At 62.0% G+C, this 19,647-nt stretch carries 18 protein-coding genes and 1 riboswitch; of the genes, 9 read left to right on the forward strand and 9 right to left on the reverse strand.

The window, feature by feature from the left end:
* Window positions 1–23: 23 nt before the first annotated feature.
* Together BS629_RS18645 and BS629_RS18650 are read right to left on the reverse strand one after the other, a co-directional pair.
* On the reverse strand, window positions 24–1,997 hold the full coding sequence (locus BS629_RS18645; RefSeq protein WP_018242729.1) for a CHASE2 domain-containing protein: 1,974 nt from the start codon (window positions 1,995–1,997) through the stop codon (window positions 24–26).
* Window positions 1,997–5,773: a FecR domain-containing protein gene (locus BS629_RS18650; protein ID WP_018242728.1), complete on the reverse strand. Its 3,777-nt coding sequence runs from the start codon at window positions 5,771–5,773 to the stop codon at window positions 1,997–1,999. The genes BS629_RS18645 and BS629_RS18650 overlap by 1 nt, the downstream gene beginning before the upstream one ends.
* A gap of 128 nt (window positions 5,774–5,901) precedes the next feature.
* Here BS629_RS18650 and BS629_RS18655 point away from each other — a divergent pair, with 128 nt between their 5' ends.
* Window positions 5,902–6,441: a Pycsar system effector family protein gene (locus tag BS629_RS18655; RefSeq protein WP_018242727.1), complete on the forward strand. Its 540-nt coding sequence runs from the start codon at window positions 5,902–5,904 to the stop codon at window positions 6,439–6,441.
* A 102-nt stretch (window positions 6,442–6,543) separates the two neighbouring features.
* On the opposite strand, the gene BS629_RS18660 is transcribed toward BS629_RS18655, so the two are convergent.
* Window positions 6,544–7,032: a RidA family protein gene (locus BS629_RS18660; protein WP_018242726.1), complete on the reverse strand. Its 489-nt coding sequence runs from the start codon at window positions 7,030–7,032 to the stop codon at window positions 6,544–6,546.
* Complete coding sequence (locus BS629_RS18665; RefSeq protein ID WP_018242725.1) at window positions 7,026–7,751, reverse strand: SDR family NAD(P)-dependent oxidoreductase; 726 nt, start codon at window positions 7,749–7,751, stop codon at window positions 7,026–7,028. Before BS629_RS18665 ends, BS629_RS18660 begins: the two co-directional genes overlap by 7 nt.
* Before the next feature lie 193 nt (window positions 7,752–7,944).
* Between BS629_RS18665 and BS629_RS18670 the strand changes: the two genes are divergently transcribed.
* Both BS629_RS18670 and BS629_RS18675 read left to right on the forward strand, forming a co-directional pair.
* On the forward strand, window positions 7,945–8,847 hold the full coding sequence (locus BS629_RS18670; RefSeq protein WP_018517470.1) for a LysR family transcriptional regulator: 903 nt from the start codon (window positions 7,945–7,947) through the stop codon (window positions 8,845–8,847).
* 113 nt (window positions 8,848–8,960) lie between these two features.
* The gene (locus BS629_RS18675; protein ID WP_018242723.1) at window positions 8,961–9,737 is read left to right on the forward strand and encodes a DUF1194 domain-containing protein; all 777 of its coding nucleotides are present in this window, start codon (window positions 8,961–8,963) and stop codon (window positions 9,735–9,737) included.
* A 122-nt stretch (window positions 9,738–9,859) separates the two neighbouring features.
* Here BS629_RS18675 and ampC read toward each other — a convergent pair whose 3' ends face one another.
* Window positions 9,860–11,017 carry a class C beta-lactamase gene (gene ampC, locus BS629_RS18680; RefSeq protein ID WP_026188456.1) on the reverse strand — a complete coding sequence of 386 codons (1,158 nt, stop codon included), beginning with the start codon at window positions 11,015–11,017 and terminating at the stop codon, window positions 9,860–9,862.
* Between the two features lie 123 nt (window positions 11,018–11,140).
* Here ampC and BS629_RS18685 point away from each other — a divergent pair, with 123 nt between their 5' ends.
* The gene (locus BS629_RS18685) at window positions 11,141–12,025 is read left to right on the forward strand and encodes a LysR family transcriptional regulator (RefSeq protein ID WP_077988338.1); all 885 of its coding nucleotides are present in this window, start codon (window positions 11,141–11,143) and stop codon (window positions 12,023–12,025) included.
* A gap of 145 nt (window positions 12,026–12,170) precedes the next feature.
* On the opposite strand, the gene BS629_RS18690 is transcribed toward BS629_RS18685, so the two are convergent.
* The gene (locus tag BS629_RS18690; RefSeq protein WP_018242720.1) at window positions 12,171–12,860 is read right to left on the reverse strand and encodes a VOC family protein; all 690 of its coding nucleotides are present in this window, start codon (window positions 12,858–12,860) and stop codon (window positions 12,171–12,173) included.
* Between the two features lie 174 nt (window positions 12,861–13,034).
* Window positions 13,035–13,469, reverse strand: a complete 435-nt coding sequence (locus BS629_RS18695; RefSeq protein WP_018242719.1) for a 6,7-dimethyl-8-ribityllumazine synthase — start codon at window positions 13,467–13,469, stop codon at window positions 13,035–13,037.
* Window positions 13,470–13,547: 78 nt separating this feature from the next.
* A riboswitch (FMN riboswitch) is annotated at window positions 13,548–13,690 on the reverse strand.
* Window positions 13,691–13,933: 243 nt separating this feature from the next.
* Between BS629_RS18695 and BS629_RS18700 the strand changes: the two genes are divergently transcribed.
* Together BS629_RS18700 and BS629_RS18705 are read left to right on the forward strand one after the other, a co-directional pair.
* Window positions 13,934–14,380 (forward strand): SRPBCC family protein, encoded by a 447-nt coding sequence (locus tag BS629_RS18700; protein ID WP_018242718.1) that lies wholly within the window; start codon window positions 13,934–13,936, stop codon window positions 14,378–14,380.
* 232 nt (window positions 14,381–14,612) lie between these two features.
* Entirely contained in the window at window positions 14,613–14,921 is a 309-nt protein-coding gene (locus tag BS629_RS18705) for a GCG_CRPN prefix-to-repeats domain-containing protein (protein ID WP_018517469.1), read from the forward strand.
* Between the two features lie 113 nt (window positions 14,922–15,034).
* Here the strand turns inward: BS629_RS18705 and BS629_RS18710 are convergent, their stop codons facing one another.
* Window positions 15,035–15,259 carry a hypothetical protein gene (locus tag BS629_RS18710; protein ID WP_018242716.1) on the reverse strand — a complete coding sequence of 75 codons (225 nt, stop codon included), beginning with the start codon at window positions 15,257–15,259 and terminating at the stop codon, window positions 15,035–15,037.
* A 204-nt stretch (window positions 15,260–15,463) separates the two neighbouring features.
* On the opposite strand from BS629_RS18710, the gene BS629_RS18715 reads away from it, so the two are divergent.
* The 3 genes from BS629_RS18715 (at window position 15,464) to BS629_RS18725 (ending at window position 18,541) form a co-directional block, all read left to right on the forward strand.
* Window positions 15,464–16,582 (forward strand): adenylate/guanylate cyclase domain-containing protein, encoded by a 1,119-nt coding sequence (locus BS629_RS18715; protein ID WP_077988339.1) that lies wholly within the window; start codon window positions 15,464–15,466, stop codon window positions 16,580–16,582.
* A 73-nt stretch (window positions 16,583–16,655) separates the two neighbouring features.
* Window positions 16,656–17,300, forward strand: a complete 645-nt coding sequence (locus tag BS629_RS18720; protein ID WP_018242714.1) for a winged helix-turn-helix domain-containing protein — start codon at window positions 16,656–16,658, stop codon at window positions 17,298–17,300.
* A complete protein-coding gene (locus BS629_RS18725; protein WP_018242713.1) occupies window positions 17,297–18,541 on the forward strand; it encodes an MFS transporter in 1,245 nt (414 codons plus the stop codon). Before BS629_RS18720 ends, BS629_RS18725 begins: the two co-directional genes overlap by 4 nt.
* Here BS629_RS18725 and BS629_RS18730 read toward each other — a convergent pair.
* Window positions 18,528–19,460, reverse strand: coding sequence for a LysR family transcriptional regulator (locus tag BS629_RS18730; protein ID WP_018242712.1), 933 nt, complete (start codon window positions 19,458–19,460; stop codon window positions 18,528–18,530). The genes BS629_RS18725 and BS629_RS18730 overlap by 14 nt on opposite strands.
* Window positions 19,461–19,647: the final 187 nt, after the last annotated feature.

The following is a 19,647-nucleotide window of genomic DNA, read 5'->3' on the forward strand; positions in this document are numbered from 1 at the left end:
GCGTGACGAGACGTCGCCGCCGGTCATTCCTCGCCGGATTCAGCCAGCGCATCGCGGACGATCGCGTAATAGGGGGCAAGCTCGGGGATATCGGCGGCCAGCCTGTCGAAGGCGGAGTCGGATGGCGCAAGGGTGCCGGCGTATTTCGCTTGCGTGAAGGCCCGATGGGCGGCAAGGGCTTCGGCCTCGGCCTTGTGCACGACGGTATAGACGGGCGAGGGGACAGTGCGGCCTTTGACGATGATGCGATCGAGCTCGACGACGGTGTGGGTGCCGGCGACCAGCCTTGCGGTCTCCTCGCCGAGCAGCAGTGCTACGCCATAATTCTTCGAGGCGCCTTCGAGGCGGGAGGCGAGGTTGACGCTGTCGCCGAGGCAGGAATAGTCGAAGCGGCGGGTCGAGCCCATGTTGCCGACGATGCATTCGCCGGTGTTGATGCCGACGCCCATCTTCAGCACGTGCGGCTTGCCGCCGCGCGCCGCCGCCTCCCGTTCCAGCTCACGGTTCAGGCTCGATATCGCCGCCTGCATGGCGAGCGAGGCGGTGACCGCGTGGAGCGCATGGTCGGGATCGTCGAGCGGGGCGTTCCAGAAGGCCATGATGCAGTCGCCCATATATTTGTCGATCGTGCCGCCATGATCCATCACGACGTCGGAAAGCGGCGTCAGCAGCCGGTTGATCAGGCCGGTCAGTTGCTCCGGATCGTCCTTCAGCGTCTCGGCAATGGTTGTGAACCCACGCACATCCGAAAACAGCACCGACAGCGTGCGCCGCTCGCCGCCAAGCTTCAACTGCGAGGGATCGTTCGACAGGCGCCGGACCAGATCGGGCGAGATATATTGGGCGAAGGCGCGGATGATCTGCCGCTTGTTGCGGCGCTCCTCGGCATAATCGAAGGCGGCCTGGCCGAAGGCGACCGAGACATAGGCAACGACTGGCCCGAGTGGCGAGACGAAGACATGGGCAAAGCGGATACCCGCAAAACTCGCCGCTGCGAAGGCAAGCACTGCCGCGGCGCTGGCGACGATCGTCAACCATCCCGTCGAGCGCCAGACGGTGGCGGCGGCAAGCAGCACGGTGATCAGGATGCAGGCGGCGACCAGTGGCAGGCGGGCTTCCGCGATCGACAGGCCACGACGGATATTGTCGTAGATCGTCGCCTGGATCTCGACACCGGAGACCAGCTTGCCGGTGTGAACGGTATAGGGCGTGGCAAAGGCATCGACGCCACCCTTGTCGATGGCAGGCGCATTCTGCAGGCTGAGGCCGACCAGCACCACGCGGCCCTTGAAATAATCCGGTGGCAGCAGGTTCTCAGGGTCTAGCGCCTGGTAGTAGGAGACGGTGGGATAGCTGCGGGCCGGGCCGAAGGATTGGATGAGTCGGCCGGCCGACAACACCTCGGCCGGACCTCCGGACGCCTTTGCCAGCATAGCGGCGAAGCCGTCCTTATAGCCGGGAATACGCCGGAACGTGCCGTCGCCGCTGAGATCGATCGAGGCAATGCCGGTCACAGCACCCGCTTCGGTCAGTTGCGGCAGCGGCGTCGCGCGGATCAGCTGCGAAGCCTGTGGCGTCTCGATTAGTGTTTCGTCGCCGGCGAGCACGACATCGGGGCCGACGGCCTTGGTGATCGCATCGTCGTTGTCGGGGTTCGAGGGTTCGGCCATGATGATGTCGAGGCCGATGACACGGGCGCCGGCCGCGCGTAACTGCCTGATGAGTTCGGCATGCAGGCTGCGCGGCCAGGGCCATTGCGCATTGATATCGGCAAGCGAAGGTTCGTCGATCGCGACGATGACAGGCCCGCCTTGCGGTGGGCGTGGATCGTCGACGGTCGAGAGATAGTCGAAGCTTCTGAGTTCCAGCAACGACCATGCCGGCAGGCGCGACAGCAGCGAGATGGTGACGAGGGTGGCGAGCGCCAGCACCAGCAGCCTGAGATGACGGCTTTCAGCTTGCCCGCCGGCCGGCCGAGGCTTGCCTCGCACCGGCATCAGAAGCGGACTTTGAGCGTGCCCTTGAAGGCGCGGCCCCAGCCGGGCACGCCGGGCGTGAGCTCGAAATCCTCATCGAGCAGGTTATAGGCGGCCGCTTCCAGCGCGATGCGTTTGTCCAGGGGTTCCCAGATCAGGTGGGCATCGAGACTCCAATAGTCGTCGAGTTTCGTGCCGAGGTCGTCACCATCGCGCTCGCCGACATAATTGGCCGCCACAGTCGCCTTGACCTTGGCCTCATTGACCCAGGTCAGCGCGATCTGGCCAGAGTTGCGGGGAATGAACGGCAGCGAGCCGCCGTAGTTCGGCTCCAGCGGGTCCTTGTTCTCCGATTCCATGTAGGCATAAGTGGCGGAAAGGCCGAAACCATAGCCGAGCGCGACGTTGGCAGTCACGGCGGCGCGGTCGACGCTGCCGCGCGACAGCGGCAGGCTGTCGGCCGCCGGAAGCGAGATCAGCGGAAAGTCGATCGAGAAATCATGCAATTCCTGGTGCTGGTATTCGACCGAGGTGAAAAAACGATCGGTCCACTCGGCATCCCATTGCAGCGCGACCGTATCGCTATAACCTTCGATACCGACCGAGAACTGGTTCGGCTGCAGGCCGAGGATGCCGATCGGGGCGAGAGTGGGAACGCCGGTATCGACGCTCTGACGCATGAAGGCGGCACGCAGCCAATGGTTCTGGACGGGTGACCAGGCGAGGCCGAAGCGCGGCTCCAGCCGGCTGACATCGACGCCGTCGCCAGACATGCGCGTGCCGAACAGCGCATATTCCCCCTTCAGATCAGGCGTGATCTCGTGCAGAATGTCGACATAGGCGCGGGCGATATCGACGCGGTTGTCGGCCTCCGTGGGGCCAAGCGTCGTGCCGTCGAGGAAGCCCGGAACGATATCCTCGATGTGCAGGAAGCTGCTGTTGTGGGCATCGATCCAGCCGCCCTCGATGCCGTAGCGGAAAGTCAGGGGTCCCGCGCCGATATCGTGGTTGAGGGCGGCGACATAGGTCTTCGAGCTCTGGTCCTGGGTGATCTGCCCGAAGGGGCGGATATCGGTGCCGGGACCGCCAAGGAACGGCACCGTCTCCCAATCGAACGCCAGTTCGTCGGTGGTCTTCGTTCGCGTGCCGGAATAGAGCAGCGCTGCATTCAGCACGTTTTCGTAGCCAAATGTGTGGCTCCAACCGATGCCGGCATTGGTCGTCGTGATGATGTCGCGTCGGGTCTGATAAAGCGGTAATTCGTCGGGTGCCAGAGGGAAGCCGAGCAAGGGAATGAACAGTCCATCGTTCAAAATGGTCGACAGCTGGGAATTGCTGCTCAAGGTATCGAGGTCGAAATCGCGTTTGGCGCCATTGAAATAAGCGACGACACGATCATCAGGGGTGATCGTCGCTGTGAGATAACCGTTGCCGCTCAGGATCTTGTTCTCGGTGGAGAAGCCGCCGAAATCCGTATAGTCGCCATCGCGGGCGATCTCCTCCCAGTTCAGGTTGCCGTAGAAGCTGAGCGGGATGGTCTCGTTGGAGAAGCCCTGGATCTCGGCCTCGCCGATGCGCCTCGTGTGGCCGTCGACGCTGTTGATGCCGCCGCCGAGTGAACCTTCGATGAAGGGGGTGCGCAGAAGCGTTGCCGAGCGCGAACGGCCCGACAGCATGTGCGGATCGAGCAGCAATCCCTGGAACAGCGAGGAAAAGCTCGACGTGTTGACGCGGTACTGGCTGATATTGTCGTCGCCGAAATCGGTCGCATTATTGAAGGGGAAGATGCTGCCCTTGATCGACTGGTCGGTATAGCCGCTGCCTTCGAAGGGACTGAAGACGGCATCGCCATAATAACGGCCCCACGCGTCCAGGCCCTGTAGGCGGAAGGCGTTGTTCAGCGTCGAGCCGGCATCCTGGTTGGCGCCGAGCGCGCTGTAGTCGCCGCCGCGCGCCCTGGAGCGGCGGAGAAATTCCTGGGCGTTGCGGATCGCGCCGTCGGCGTCGTAGTCGTCGATGTCGACGGCGGTGCGGAAGGAGGAGATGACGGGATCGTTCTTGTCGAGCCTGTCAGCATTGTCGACCGCCTGTGCGGAGGGGATGCGGTCACCCTTTTCGTAATGGGCGGCGGCGAGCATCAACTGTGACTGCGAATGGGCCGGATTGGCGGTGCTGGCGGCCAACAGGTCCGCCAGCGCCTTGTCGCGTTCGCCGGTCTGCAGGTAGTAGCGGCCGCGGGCGAGGAGAGCGATGTCGTAGGACGGATCGACCGCGAGCGCCGCATCGATCTCGCGCTTGGCATCCTTCATCCTGGACTGGTCGAGATAGAGAATGGCAAGATTGCCGTGGGGAACCGGGTCCTGCGGATCGAGCGCGATCGCCTTCAGGAAGGCCGCCTCGGCCTCGCCATTGGCGTCGCGGGCGCTTTGCAGCAGGCCCATCGAGTTCAACGATCCTGATGCACCGGGCGCAAGCTCGATGGCGCGGTTCAGATCGGCCAGGGCGCCGTCGATGTCGCTTTCGTAGCTCGCCTTGTAAGACGCGCGCGCGGCAAGGGCGATCGGATGGTTCGGATCGAGCGAGAGGGCGCGGTTCACCGCCTCCTGCATCTGGGCGCGGTCATCGATCAGCTGCGCCAGCTGGGCGCGGATCGCGGGCAGGGTGGGATCGTCGGGAAAACGCTTCTCGGCGTCCCTGATCACATCGACAGCGGCGCGCGGGTTTTGCAGAAAGCCGGCGGTGTAGGCCTGCATGATCGCGCCATAGGGGCCGACAGCTGATGACGGCGGCTTTTCGACATGGGCGGGATCGGCAAGCGAACGGGCGAAATAGCCGCCATATTGCGCCATGTTCCGGCGGTTGGCGTCGAGATGCGGCAGTGCTGCCGCAAATAGCCTTGCGGCTTCGTCGTAGCGTTTTTCGGAGCCGGCGATCGTGGCATCGATCAGGTCGACGCGGGCCTTCTGGGCGGTCGTCAGCTTACGGCCCCGAACTTCCTGAAGCGTGGCGGCTGCAACCTGCCGGCCATCAAAGGCGCTCTGCACTTCGGCAAGCTCCAGCCAGTCCTCGGTGGTGCGACGCTCCGGCGGCAAAGCCAGCAGCCGGCGGCGCTCGTCGGCCATGCGGCCTGCCGGCAGCGGCGAGGTCGGCATCAGGCCGAAGCCGTCACGCAGGTTCAGGTAGAACAGCATCTGCTCGCGATCGTCGGGTGTGACGATGACGAGCTTGCGCGGCGCCTGGCCGATCGTGGCGACCGCTCCTTCCCCCTCGTTCACCTCGACGCTGCCCTGCGGGTTGGTGAGCGCGACGCGGCCTTCGAGCACGATCATCGAGGTCTTGGCGCCCTCGACGGTCATCGTCCAGTCGGTGCCGCGGATGGCGGCTGCGGCCGCCGGCGTTTCCACCGTCAGGCCCTGGCCGCCGCGCTCGGCGCGCGCCCAGATCGTTCCCGATTGCAGCTCCAGCGTCGTGTCGCCACTCGCGGCCATCTTCTTGACTTGCAGCGACGAATTGCGGCCGAGACGGACCTGGGTGTGATCGGAAAAGACGATGGCGAGCTGACCGTTGGCATTGGTGCGCAGCACGTCGCCGGTCAAGAGATCCTGATTGATGTCGACGACGCGCCAGTTCGACACGTCGATGAAGCGGACCTCCTCGCCGGTCTTGCGGGCAATGACGGATCCGGCAACCGGTGTTGCGCGCTGAACGGGGTCGGCCGCCGCCGGCGGCGAAAAGCCTGGCAAGACGAGCGCAAGCGCCACCCCGGCGCGACAGATGTTTTTCCAGCGACCCAGCATGACCCAACCCCAACTCCCACATCCCCTTTGTCCATGTAGAGAAGAAAAGTCAAGCGCATTGCACACGTGTTCTTGAATTCGCCGTGCAGTGTAATATGAGGGAAACACTTTGTAGGTGGAGTATTCAGGTGAGCGATTTCGAAAATGCAACTGATCTTATGCTGAGCGCGCCGTCGAGCGGTGATATCAGTTCCGAGTATTTCGACCATATCAAGAAAATCAACGACATATTCTACGACCAAGTCAAGATATCTGACCAGAAGGCGGCCTATATCTTTACTTTCATGCTAGCCTTCCTGGTGAGTTCGAGCGAGGTGAGGGCAGTCTTCAGCCCGGCACGCTACGCGAGCGGGGCGCCAGGGAGCATGCTGTTCTCGGGCCTGCTTGCTGCAGCCTCGGTCTTTTCCATCCTTTCGGCGATCCTCGTCGTGTTGCCGCGCCGTTTGGACAGCTCGACCTCGCTGTTCTGGGGCGCCTGGCAGAACCACCGCGACCTGTTCTTCGAGGCGGCACTGAGGCGCGACGAACGCTATCTCTTCGACCAGTATCTCGAAAACGCCAACATCCTCTCCGCCATCGCCCGCAGCAAATATCGTTGCGTTACCTTCGCGTTCCGCGGGCTGATGGTGAGTGTGATCGCTTACGTGCTGCTGTTGGTGGCGGTGTGAGCGCAACATGGCTCAAGAGAGCCTCGCCCTGAGGTGGCCCGGAGGGGCCTCGAAGGGCGAGGCATGCTTTCGCCGGGCACGCAGAAACGTGCCCGGCTACTTTCAATCCTCGACTTCGAGGATGAGTTCAAGTTCGATCGGCAGGCCGAGGGGCAGGCTGGCGACGCCGAGCACGACACGGCCTGAGAGTTTTTCCTCGCCGAAGACCGCAAGCAGCATTTCGGATGCTCCGTCCGCAACCTTCGGATGGTCGCGGAAATCGCCTTCGGTCGCGATATAGACGCCCAGCTTGACGACCCTAACGACCCTGTCCAGTGAACCGAGATAGTCCCTGGCGGCGGCGAGCGCGCTGAGCGTTGCCGTTTCGGCCGCCTTCTTGCCGTCTTCGGCCGTCAGAGCACCGCCGACGCGGCCGATATAGCGCGGCTCATGGCCGACGACCGGCAGCATCCCGCTGAAGAAGACCAGGTTACCGGTCCTTATCGCTTCGACATAGGCCCCAAAGGGTGTCGGCGGCGGGGGAAGCGTGATGCCGAGTTTCTGCAGCCGCCGTTCCGCGCGGGCTACCTGCGTTTTCGCATGGTCTACCATCTGCCCAGATGTGCGCCGCCGTCGACGTGCAGCACCTCCCCGGTTACGCGCGGCGCTTCGGTGAGGAAGACGACTGCGTCGGCGATCTCCTCGACGTTCGATATGCCTGCCATCGGCGACAACGTCTTCAGGAAATCCTTCGGATTGTCCTTGTGCAGCGGCGTGTCCACCACACCGGGAGCTACAATATTGAAGCGAATTCCTTGGTTTGCATATTCCATCGCCAGGTTCTTGGAGACGGCGTTGATACCGCCCTTTGTCATCATCGACACCGAAGCGGAGAAACCGGCGATCGGATGATCGGTCAATGGCGTGGTGATGCTGACGACGCTGCCGCCCGTTTTCTGCGTGAGCATCTGCCTGACGACCAGTTGGGTCAGGTGGATGAAGCCCTCGAGATTGGTCGAGGACAATTTTTTGAAGTCGTCCATGGTGAAATCGACGAACGGCTTGGCCAGGAAAATGCCGGCATTGTTGACGAGGCCGTCGATCGAGCCGAACCGGTCGATTGCGGTCCTTGCCACCAGCGCTGCGGTTTCGGCATCGCCAATGTCACCGTCGACGAGCGCCAGCTTGTCGGAGGCTTGGAAAGCGTTCGAAGTGCTGACCTGGCGCGAGGTGGCGACCACATTATAGCCGCGCTCGATGAAGGCGTTAACGAGGCCGGCTCCGATACCCTGCGAGGCGCCCGTGACGATGACTGTTTTTTTCGTAGTCATGCTGATCTCCATAAACTGGTTCGGGCAACGCGGGCCTTGCATTTGCGAAGGCCGGGTCGCTCGAGATGGGGCTGCTGCGAATGCGCCTCCATCGGGTTGTCTTGTTTTCGCAAGGTGAATATGGCGAAAACTCCATTACCCGATTAGATGGAAATATCTGGATTCTCTTTTGCATCCATGCAAAAATATCGCGATGGCTGATCTGAACGATATCGCAGTCTTCGTGAAGGTGGCGCAGTACGGCACCTTCAGCCGTGCTGCCCATTCCCTCGGCATGCCGGTATCGACGGTCAGCCGGAAGGTGACGTCGCTGGAGGAGCAGCTCGGCGTGACGCTGCTGCAGCGGACGACCCGCAAGTTGAACCTGACCGCGCAGGGCCGGGCCTATTACAACAGGTGCAGCGAACCGCTCGCCCATCTCCTCGACGCCGAGCAGGTACTCACCGAGACACAGAGAAAACCGGAGGGTTTGCTGAAGATCTCCGTGCCGGTCATCTTCGGACAGGAGGTCTTTTACGAATTCGTCTCGGCCTTCCTGAAGGCATATCCGAAGATCCAGGTCGATCTCTTCGTCACCAACCTGTTCCTCGATCTGATCGCGGAGAACATCGACCTCGGCATCCGTTTCGGCGAACTCAAGGATTCGACCATCGTCACGCAGCGGCTCGGGAAGAGCGTGCGCTATCTGGTCGCTGCGCCCGACTATCTGAAGGGCAGGGTGCTTCCCTTGAAGCCCGAAGACCTGAAGGACCATCAGTGCATTCTCTTGAACGGCCGCAACGGCGAAGCGGAATGGGATCTCGTGAACGGGCGCAAATCGGTTCGCCTGCATGTGTCGGGGCCGGTATCGAGCCGGGATTTCGATGCGGTGAGCGCCTTCACCTATCGCGGACACGGCATCGGCCTGCTGCCTTCGACCTATTGCGACGAACAGATCAGAAGTGGCGAACTCATCCGCCTGCTGCCGGACTGGTCGTCCGAGGAAATTTTCGTGCACGCCGTCTATCCCACCCGCCGCTTCCTGCCTTCCCGGTTGCAGGTCTTTCTCGATGCGCTGAAGGCATGGAAGAACCCCTTGTGGCTTCCCTTGCATTGAAGGCCTTCCGATCCATCACCGAAAATTGAAGCCGTGCGCGTGGGCGAGCGTCCTGCGTCGGCCAAGCTGTGTTAGAGTTTGCTGGCTTGGATGGCGCAGGGATTGGACTACCAATGCTGACGACACTTGCGGTGCTTATGGGGCTTACAGGCATTACCCCGGCCGCGCAGGCGGGGGGGAGCGAGGTCGACGTGACGCTGGTGCTCGCCGTCGACACCTCGCGGTCGATGGATTTCGAGGAGATCGGCATCCAGCGCGAGGGTTATGTCGAGGCGCTCAAGCACAAGGAATTCATCGACGCGGTGAAGGGCGGGCTGACCGGCCGCATTGCCATCGGCTATTTCGAATGGGCAGGCTATGTCGTCCAGGATTCCGTGATCGATTGGCAGGTGATCGAGACGGAAGAGGATGCGATCGCGTTTGCCGACAAGCTCGAAGCCCGACCGATTGCCACGCAACGGCGCACATCGATCTCCACCGCGATCGCCCAGGGCGCCAGCATGATCGTTTCCAGTCCCTTTCAGTCCAGGCGACAGGTGATCGATGTCTCCGGCGACGGGCCGAACAACTCAGGCGATCCCGTCACCCCCGCCCGCGACAAGGCGGTGGAAGCAGGCATGATCATCAACGGCCTGGCCATCATGCTGCGGCCCTCCGATGCGCCGAACGGGCTCGACAAATATTATGCGGATTGCGTGATCGGCGGCCCCGGCGCCTTCGTGCTGCCGGTCCGCAAGATCGAGGATTTCGCCGTTGCCGTGCGCCGCAAGCTGGTGCTGGAGATCAGCGACCTTTCCCGGCCGGCGACGGTGCAGAAGATCGCTGGCGCTGAGGCGGGCACTGACTGCCTGATCGGTGAGAAGCAGTGGCGGGACATCTTCGACCGCTGATGCCAGAACAGGATGATTTTAGGCCGGTCGGCCTGAAATCTCAATCCTGTCCTGAATTACATAGTTAGAGCATGATGTCGTCCGAAAACCGCGCACACTTTTCGGCATCATGCTCTACCGGGTCAGCGCGCCGAAGTTATATCCGTCAGTATTTGGTAAGCGGCAGAGACTCGATCCTCGTTGGGATAGTTTTTATTGGCCAAGATGACGATGCCAACTCGCTCTTTCGGGATGAACGCGACATAGGCGCCGAAACCATTCGTTGAGCCGGTCTTATTGATCCATACATCGTCGCGCGGTTCCATTGCGGGCTTCAGTTGCTTGACGGGAATGCTTTTCAGCATCGCGCTGGAATTGTTTTCCATCAACGTCGTCAGCTTCGCGGGATAAGAATACTGCTCCCAAATAAGGTCTTGGGTCATTGCGCCGACATCGAAGTATTCCCTATGCGTATTCGTGATCGCCTGCCGGAGCTTTTCGTCCAGGTCGACGAGGCCCATGTTCGCGTCGATGAACCGGATCATGTCGCTTGCTGTGGATTTCACTCCATAGGCTTCGGACGAAAGAATGGCGGGTGTCATTCTAGCCGGTTCACCGCTTCGCTTGTAGCCTTGGGCATAGTCCGCCACCCGCGATTTCGGCACATTGATATATGTGCTCTTCAACCCGAGAGAGGGAAAGAATTCGTCCTGCATAAGCGCCGCGAAATCCCGCTGCATGCTTTTCGCCGTTATATAGCCAAGCATCCCGATGCTTGGATTGGCGTAAGTTCGATGGGTTCCAGCCTCGTATGAAGGACGCCAGGCTTCAAAATAGTCCATTAGTTGTTTTTCGGTTTTGACGTCATCAGGAATTTGCAGCGGAAATCCGCCAGCCGTGTGCGTGCCCAAATTCATCAGCGCGACATCGCCGAAGGGGCTTCCCTTCATCGATGGAAGATATTTGCTTGCCTTGTCCGACAGCGAAAGTCGGCCGGTCACCTCAGCGTAGGATGTGAGGGTCACTGTAAACGTTTTGCTGATTGACCCGAGTTCGAACATGGTGGCCGCAGTGACGGGCTTGTTGGTGTCCTTCGACACGACGCCGTAGTTGTAGATGTGGTCCTCTCCGTCAACGGTAATGGCAACTGCCATGCCCGGGATGCCGTATTTATCCATGATCGGTTTGATCGCGTTGTCCGAGATGGCTTGCAGTTTCATCTCGTCAGCCGCAAAGCCATTTGAGGAAATGCATGTCGCGACCAGGGCGGCTGATAGAATTCCTATCCAATAAAGCTTCATTTTTTCATCCTCCAGACGCAGCTCAATCAGCGCAAAGGCGCATGAGGACGGCATTTAATGGCACTGTTTTGCGGCAGCAAACGATGATATCTCGGAGGAGATACAAGAAAATCTAGGGCTAAGATGGTTCGGCAATTCCTCCCTTTGAATGGCTTGAGAGCCTTCGAAGCTTCGGCGAGACATCTCAGCTTCACCCGCGCCGCAATCGAACTTTGCGTTACTCAGGCCGCCGTAAGCCAGCAGGTCAAAAGCCTGGAGAAGCGATTGGGCGTTGCGCTTTTCCAGCGCCTCCCAAAGGGTTTGAAAATCACCGCGGAAGGTGAAGCTCTTTTGCCGACGTTGACCAATTCCTTCGATCAAATGGCAATCACGCTGGACAGGATTGAAGCCGGGCAAGTTCGGGAATTGCTGTTTTTGGGCGTGGTTGGAACCTTTGCTGTCGGCTGGTTATTGCCAAGGCTTCCGGATTTTCAACAGCAGCATCCATTCATTGACGTGCGCATTTCGACAAACAATAATCGCGTCGATATGGCCGCTGAGGGGCTGCATTTTGCCATTCGCTTCGGCAGCGGCTCCTGGCACGGCACAGAAGCACTGCGTCTGTTCGACGCTCCGCTTTCGCCTCTGTGCACCCCCAGACTGGCAGACCGTTTAAGCTCGCCCGCAGATCTTGCCGAAGCGACGCTTTTGCGGAGCTATAGGGCGGACGAGTGGAGTACCTGGTTCGCGGCAGCTGATGTTCCGCCTGCGGCACAGGTCAACGCAGGGATCGTTTTTGACTCTTCCCTCGCCATGATGGAGGCGGCCATGCAAGGATTGGGAATTGCTCTGGCGCCGCCGTCGATGTTTTCCAGGCATCTGTCATCAGGGGCTATATTACAACCTTTTCCCACGACCATATCATTGGGCAGTTATTGGCTGACTCGACTTCAATCAAGGCCGCCAACGGCAGCCATACTCGCATTTTCCGATTGGATAACGTCGCAGATCTCTTCCGCATCTCAATGACAGCTTCTGGCGGATCGCGATCCTCGACCTGACGTCGGCAAGGAGATCAGTGAATTTGGTGAGGCATAGACACGATAAAACATTTCGGTATGGCGCGCGCCATACCGAAATGCCCTTGCTTCTCAGAGGATGTTGCCGCCTTTGCCTATAAGGGCAGCTGCTTGCCGGCCTGTTCGCTGACCATGTATTCGGCGTACCAGTCCGGCCAGCCTTCGTCGTGCTTGCCGCCGTTTCGCTTCTCGTGTTCACCATGGGCAGTTGCCGCACGGCGGAGTGCTGACGCAAGCTCGGTCGACGTCGTGAATTTCGTCTCGTCGGCGTCGATGCGCCCCGGCAGCCGCGTGGTGACTTCCTGGAACAGCCAGCCGTTGCCGTCGGGATCCTTGAATGAGGCGAAGGAGCGATAGCTGCGATGATCGGGATCGCGGCCGGCGATCCGCAGGCGGCCGAACAGATAGGGTTCGTCCTTGCCGGCATAGACGCCGGCAGCGTCATGGAACACTTCGCTGACCTCGATGCTGCGGGCGATGAGATCGCGGCGAGCGGCCTCGATGTCGGAGACGATCAGGTAGAGCCCCTGGGCGGAACCGGGGGCCGCGGCGGTGACGTTCTTGCCGAAGATGATCGCGCAGCCGGAGCCGGGCGGGGTAAACTGGATTACACGGAAATCGGCATCATTGGCGAAGTCGGCGTCGAGCCGCCAGCCCAGGCCGTCGTAAAAGCGTTTGGCGCGATCGACGTCGGAAACGGGGATCACGACCACCTCGAGCTTGGTGTCGACGGGCTGTGTTCTCGGGGTCTCAATGGGGGTTTCACTGCGCATTGCATTGCTCATCTTCAGCTCCTTGGGGTTTTGGATGCGTTAAGAATGGCGATACATGTCAGTGGCCAGTGGACCACAGTGCGGTGAGGCCGTCGAATCAATTATTCTGTCTGATTTGGCCGTGTAGCGGAGTTGTATCGAAGCGGCGGGACTGTTCCCGCCGTCTTCTGTTCGTCGAACCGCTGACTACGCGGCAAGAGCGGCGCGGGTTTTGCCGATCGTCAGAGCTGCCTTTGCCGCTTCACGGCCTTTCTCGACGAAGTGCGCGCGGTAGATCTGCTTGTGATGCTCGGTTTCCTGATACTGGTGCGGCGTCAACGACACCGACAGGACCGGCACGCCCGTATCCATGCCGGCGCGCATCAGCCCATCGACGACGGCCTGGGCGACAAATTCGTGGCGGTAGATTCCGCCGTCGACGACGAAGGCGGCGGCAATGACGGCGCCGTAACGCCCGGTTGCCGCAAGATCGCGGGAAAGCAGCGGCATCTCGAATGCGCCGGGAACATCGAACACGTCGACCTGCTCGGGCGGAACGAGCTGGTAGAAGCCATCAAGGGCGCGGTCGACGATGTCGGCGTGCCAGCTGGCTTTGACGAAGGCGTAGCGGGTGGGTGTCACGGTAATCTCCTTTGGCGAACAGACACATCACCCAAGGCGATCACGAACGTTCCCGACGGCCGCAAGGGCGGCAGGAACGCACGTTCTCTTTCATCCGGACTATGACCGTCGGCTCAGGCATCTCACCTGATCTGCTGACCCTTCCTGAGAAGGCGCTCGCGGGCTCGCAATCAAAATTGCATACCGCCGGTAGGGACTTTCACCCCGCCCTGAGAACGGCACGAACAATAGGGGGAAGGCGGCGGGCTGGCAATAGGTCGAAATACTTTCGCGGCCGGAGCTGGATCAGGGCTCTCCAAGTGGCGATTTCGCTCGTTCGTCGATGGCGACGGGCAATCCCTCTTGCGGCGGAGGGGCATGCGCCTACATGCTCTCTGTGAGGACATCTAGGTCAGAAATACCACGACAAGACAGGACGCGCTGTCTCCGCCTGGGCGGGGCCGTGACAACCATGGGAGAGAGTGATGCCAGAATCTTTCGTCGTTCACCGCGAGGCGCATATCGCGGCGCCGCCGGCCGCGGTGTTTGCGCTGATGACCGATCCGGAGAAGATCCTGCGCTGGATGGGAACGGAAGCGCAGGTCGAGCCGCAGCCCGGCGGGCTCTATCTCGTCAACGTCACCGGCGCCCGCTTTGCGCGCGGCTCGTTTCGTGAAGTGGTGCCGGTTCATCGCCTTGCCTACAGCTTCGGCTGGGACGGCAGCGAGGTGGTGCCGCCGGGGTCGAGCCTGGTCGAGATCGACCTGATCGAGCAGGGAGGCGGAACGCTGTTGCGGCTCACCCATAGCGGTCTGCCCAGTGCTGATCAATGCGCCGGCCATGCGGAAGGCTGGGCCCATTACCTCGGGCGGCTGACCGAAGTCGCCGCCGGGCGTGATCCAGGTCCTGACCCTTTTTACGGCAGGACGTAGCCCAGCTTTCCGCCTTCAACATCGCCCGCTGCCAGAACAGGATGATTATAGGCTGGATCGGCCAAAAGTCTGAATTCTGTTCTAAAGCAAAGAGTTGGGGCATGAGGTCGTCCGAAAACCGCTCACACTTTTCGGCATCATGCTCCAGCGCCAAACATGAACGCGCAGTTCATCTCCAGTTCAATTTAGCGGCCATAAAGTGGGGACGGCTGGATTGAAAATGGAGTTCTCGATGAAAGCGCTTTCTATCGCGGCCGCCTTGCTCGTTGGCGGCCTCTCGATCGGCACAGCTGAGGCGATGCCGATGGGGACAATTAATGTCCAGAGCAATGTCACAAAGGTCGACTACGCCTGCGGTCGCGGCTGGCATCTGACGCGCTGGGGCGAATGCCGGCGAAACTGGAGACGCCCGCCGCCGGTAGCTTTCTACGGTGGTCCGCCCCGCTGGGGCTGGGAGCGGCGTCACCGGGATTGGGATGGCCCGCGCTGGCGCCATGAGAGGCGCTGGGATCGCGACCGGCGTTGGCGGGATGACGACTAAGGGTCTCGCTTAGATGTAATGGATGAAGGCCGGAGCGATTTTCGCCCGGCCTTTTCTAATGAACAGCTTCACCGACGCTGACAGCCAGCGTTCTCCCGATTTGCCCGAGAGGGTCAGATGCTGCCGACGAGCCAGTGCTTGTCGTCGATCAATTCCTCGAGCTCGATGGGATCCTTGACGCCGAATTCGAACCATTCGACGAGTTCTTTCGCCTTGCGGCTGCTCTCCTCCGCCGTCAGCTCGACCTGATACCTTTCGCACCATCGCCGAAGGATCGACGTCAGCAGCGTCATGTCATTCCCATCCAGCGGATCTTTCGGCCAGAATATCGTGCCCATCGTACCCCTCAATCACACGATGACGAACGGCCCTATAATGGAATCAAAGTCGCGCAAGTTTAAAGTGTTTATTTTTTGTTTTCCACCGTGGCGAATGGTATTCGACAGGGGAGCGGACGTCCTTTTTCGAACCCGGGGATGACCGCAAGCGGTCACACCGGGGATGTCCTTGCGGCCGCCCCGGCGAGCGTGCGATGTTAAGCCATGGATCTGCCGTCCCCCCTTGCCTGGCTGGTTGACGAGGCCGGCGCCTCGCCCGGTCCCGAACGGTTTCTGGCCGAACTCGGGCGCCGGCTGCTGGCTGATGGCCTGCCGATTTCCGGCGGCGCGCTGACACTTTCGGTGCCGCATCCGATCATCGCGCGGCGCACCTGGCTGTGGCGGGCCGAGACCGGTGCTGTCATCGAGGCGTTGGCCTTCGCCGCGGCTCCGCAGAGTGAGGCCGGGCGCGAGTGGCTGGCCGGGCTGGGACCGGTATGGGAGGACAGGATCGGGCTTGCACAGGACAATCAGATATCTGACAGACGGGTGCTCGGCTGGGCGGGTATCGCCAATGGGGCAGGGGCCGGTGCATTCGGCCCGGCTGAGGCTGGCCTGCTGCGCGAGGTCGCGCGTTTTGCTGGAGCGCCGCTCGCCGCATTGGCGGCGCGGGAGGCGAAGGCCGCGCTGCTTGAAGCCTATCTCGGCCGGCGCAGCGCCGCCCGGGTGCAGGCCGGCGCCCTTGCCCGCGGCACCGGCGAGACCATCCGCGCAGCCCTTCTCTGCGCCGATCTGCGCGACTTCACCGCGCTCTCCGAGGTGACAGAGCCTCACGTGATGATCACTGCACTAGACGCCTGGTTCGACCGTGTCGCAGGCGCCGTGCATGCCTTCGGGGGCGAGGTGCTGAAGTTCATCGGCGACGGCGTGCTGGCGATCTTTCCGGTCACGGCCACGTCGAGCGAGGGCGACGCCGCCCGAGGGGATTGCGAGGCCTGCGAGGCAGCACTGCGCGCGGTCGCCGCCAGCCGCGCCGGCATGGCCCATCTCGATCAGGTGCGCCATGCGCAGGGGCTGGCGCCGCTGCCCTTCGGCGCAGCATTGCATTTCGGCGAGATCCTGTGGGGCAATATTGGTGCTGCCGACCGGCTGGACTTTACCGCCATCGGCCCCGCCGTCAATCTGGTCAGCCGGCTGGAAGGGCTGTGTAAGCCGCTCGGCCGAAGCGTGCTGATCTCGGGCGCGGTTGCGGCGAATACGGCGACGGCACTGATGCCGCTCGGAGAGCACAGCTTGCGTGGCATCGCCGACCCTTGCGCGGTCTTCACCCTGCCTGAGGATTGAGCTGCGGATAGGACACTTGCATTTATGCAAAGAAAGCTTTGCAAAGATATCTTTGCAATAGTAGGCTTCCGGCATGAAAAATCCGCGCCCGCAGCCTGGTCAATCCGCCACCGCACCCCGCACCCTCAGCCGTGTCGTGCCCGATCCAACCGCGCTGAAGGCGCTGACGCATCCTGTCCGGCTACGCATGCTCGGCATGCTGCGGGTCGATGGACCCGCCACCGCGACGCAGCTTGCGGCGCGGCTCGGGCTGAATAGCGGCGCGACCAGCTATCACCTGCGTCAGCTCGCCCAGTACGGCTTCATCGAGGAAGCGCCGCATGCTTCGCGGCGCGACCGCTGGTGGCGCGCCAGCCACGAGCTCACCTCGGTGCCGGCAAGCGAGGTTGAGGGCGAAGCGCTGGATCTCGATCTCGCCTTCAACCAGGCGATACTCTCTCTGCAGGTCGGCCATATGCAGCAGGCGCTGGAGGAATATGCCGAGCTGCCGGCGGAATGGCGCAAGGCGAGTACAGCCAGCGACATCATCATCCCGATGACGGCGGAACAGGCCGAAGCCCTGACCAGGCGGCTGACCGATATCATTCTCGAAGCGATGCGGGTGGCTCCGCCTTTGGGAGAGCTCGCACCCCCGGATATGGTTCCTTTCTCGATCATGCTGCACGCCTTTCCCTATCCGGGCCGGCTCCCGCATCGCGAGGGGGATGATGGGTCATGAAGAAGGGCGGGCCATTCCTGGCGCTTGCCGCGGCCGAGACGCTTTCGCTTTCCGGCACGCGGCTGTCGACCATCGCTATTCCCTGGCTGGTGCTGAGCACGACGGGCAGCCCCGTTTTAACAGGGCTGACGGCGATGATGGAGATGCTGCCCTATGTCGCCGCCAAGGCGCTCAGTGGGCCGCTGATCGACCGCGTCGGCCCGAAGCGCATCGCTGTCGTCTGCGACATCGCTTCGGTGGCCGTGGTGATGCTGGTGCCGATGCTCGACTGGTTCGGCCTGCTTGGTATGCCGCTGCTGCTGCCTGTTGTCTTTGCCATGGGTGTGCTGCGCGGTCCATCCGATGCTGCCAAACAGGCGATGGTGCCGGATATTGCCGAATTGGCGGCCGTGCCGATCGAACGGGTGACCGGCGTCGTCGGCGCCATCGAGCGGCTGGCCTCAACGGCGGGTGCTGCGGGTGCCGGAGCGCTGATCGGCTTGATCGGCCCGGGCCAGGCGCTCGTCGTCAATGCCATTACCTTCGCTGCCGCGGCGCTGATCGTTGGAGTGGGCATCCCCGGGCTCAGGAGTATGTCTGAGCTACGCGACGCGCCCGAGGCCCGGCCGGGCGGGATGTCGTCCTATCTCGGCGATCTCAGGGAAGGCTGGCGCTTTCTGCGCGGCGACGCGGTCCTCGTCAGCATTGTCATCATGGTGGCGACCACCAACCTGCTGGACCAGGCCTATCACGCGGTGCTGCTGCCCGTCTGGACGCAGAGCTCAGGCCATGGCCCGGAATTGCTGGGGGCGATGTTTTCGGCCTTCACCGGCGCCTCGATCGCGGGTGCTGCGATTGCCGCTGCGATCGGCGAGCGGATGCCGCGCCTGATGGTTTATACCGTGGCCTTCCTGCTGACCGGATTTCCGCGCTTTCTCGTTATTGCGCTGGATGCGCCGCTCTCCCTCATCTTCCTCACCCTGACAATCGCGGGATTTGCCTCGGGCTTCCTCAATCCGATCCTGTCGGCAGTGATCTTCGAGCGCATCCCCAAGCCGCTGACCGGCCGTGTCACCGCGATGAACGCCGCCCTCTGCTTCGCGCTCATCCCCTTCGGCGGCCTCGTCGGCGGCGCACTGATCAGCATGATCGGCCTTGCCGCGGCGCTCTCGCTCACCGGGCTCGCCTATCTCGCCGCAACGCTCTTTCCCCTGGCGCTGAAGAGCTTCCGCGGCTTCTACAAGCCTATCACCCAGAGCTAGCGTCGCGGTTGCTTGCCTGGCCCAGGTGCCCAAGCTCCTCGACCATCAGATCGATGAAACGGCGGACACGCGGTTCCAGCAGGCGTTTGTCGGGATAGAGAGCGACGATCTTTGCGTCGTCAGTTTCGAGGCCGGGCAGGACCTGCCGGAGGCGCCCGGCGAGGAGATCATCGGCGACGAGAAAATCGGGAAGGAGGGCAATCCCTAGTCCCGCCAGGGCGGCGTCGCGGATCGCCTCTGCGCTGTCGAGCCTCAGACGGCTGCGCCCTTGCGCTTTGACCCAGGGACCGCCTTCCCCGCGAAAGCGCCAGCCCTGCCTTTGATTGCGGCTGGCAAAGATCAGGCAGTCGTGGGCCGTGATATCGTCGATATCGCCCGGCTCCCCGCGCTCTGCGAGGTAAGACGGCGAAGCGCAGAGCCGCGCCTTGTATCTGGCGACCGTGCGCGCGATCAGGCCGGTGTCCGTCGCCGTCGCGCCGATCCGGATTGCCAGATCGAAGCCGTCCTCGACGATGTCGGCCGGGCGATCGGTGAAGCTCACTTCGACCTGGATGTCGGGCCAGGCCCGAAGATATTTTTTAAGCAGGGGCAGCATGACGAGCCGCCCGAAGGCATCGGGAACAGTGAGCCTGAGAACGCCTCGCGGCGTGCTGTTCTGCCCTGCCACGCTCGCCTCCGCCTCGTCGACCGATGTAAGAATCTGCAGCCCGCGCTCGTAGAACATCCGGCCTTCGTCGGTCAGGCTCAGCGTCCTCGTCGTGCGGTTGAGCAGGCGCGCGCCGAGCCGGTCTTCCAGGCGGATGACCGCCTTGCCTGCCGCCGAACGGGAAAGGCCCATGGCTTGGCCGCCGGCGATAAAGCTCCCCGCATCGACGACGGCCATGAAGATCAGGATATCGTTCAAGTTTGTACGCGGCATGAGGCAACTCGAGCGGTTCGGCTAGATCAATAAGTCGGGCAGTCATGGGATCGTTCAAGGCCCGGACCATCAACGCCCATCGCGGCAGTAAGGTCCCCTACGCTTCGCTTCTATGTAGACGTCCTTTCGCCAATCAACCTGCTATAGCAGCCATTGCACCGGATCGCAGGCAAAGATGGGCACTGGA

This window comes from Rhizobium leguminosarum bv. viciae USDA 2370, assembly GCF_002008365.1.
Classification (GTDB): Bacteria; Pseudomonadota; Alphaproteobacteria; order Rhizobiales; family Rhizobiaceae; genus Rhizobium; species Rhizobium leguminosarum.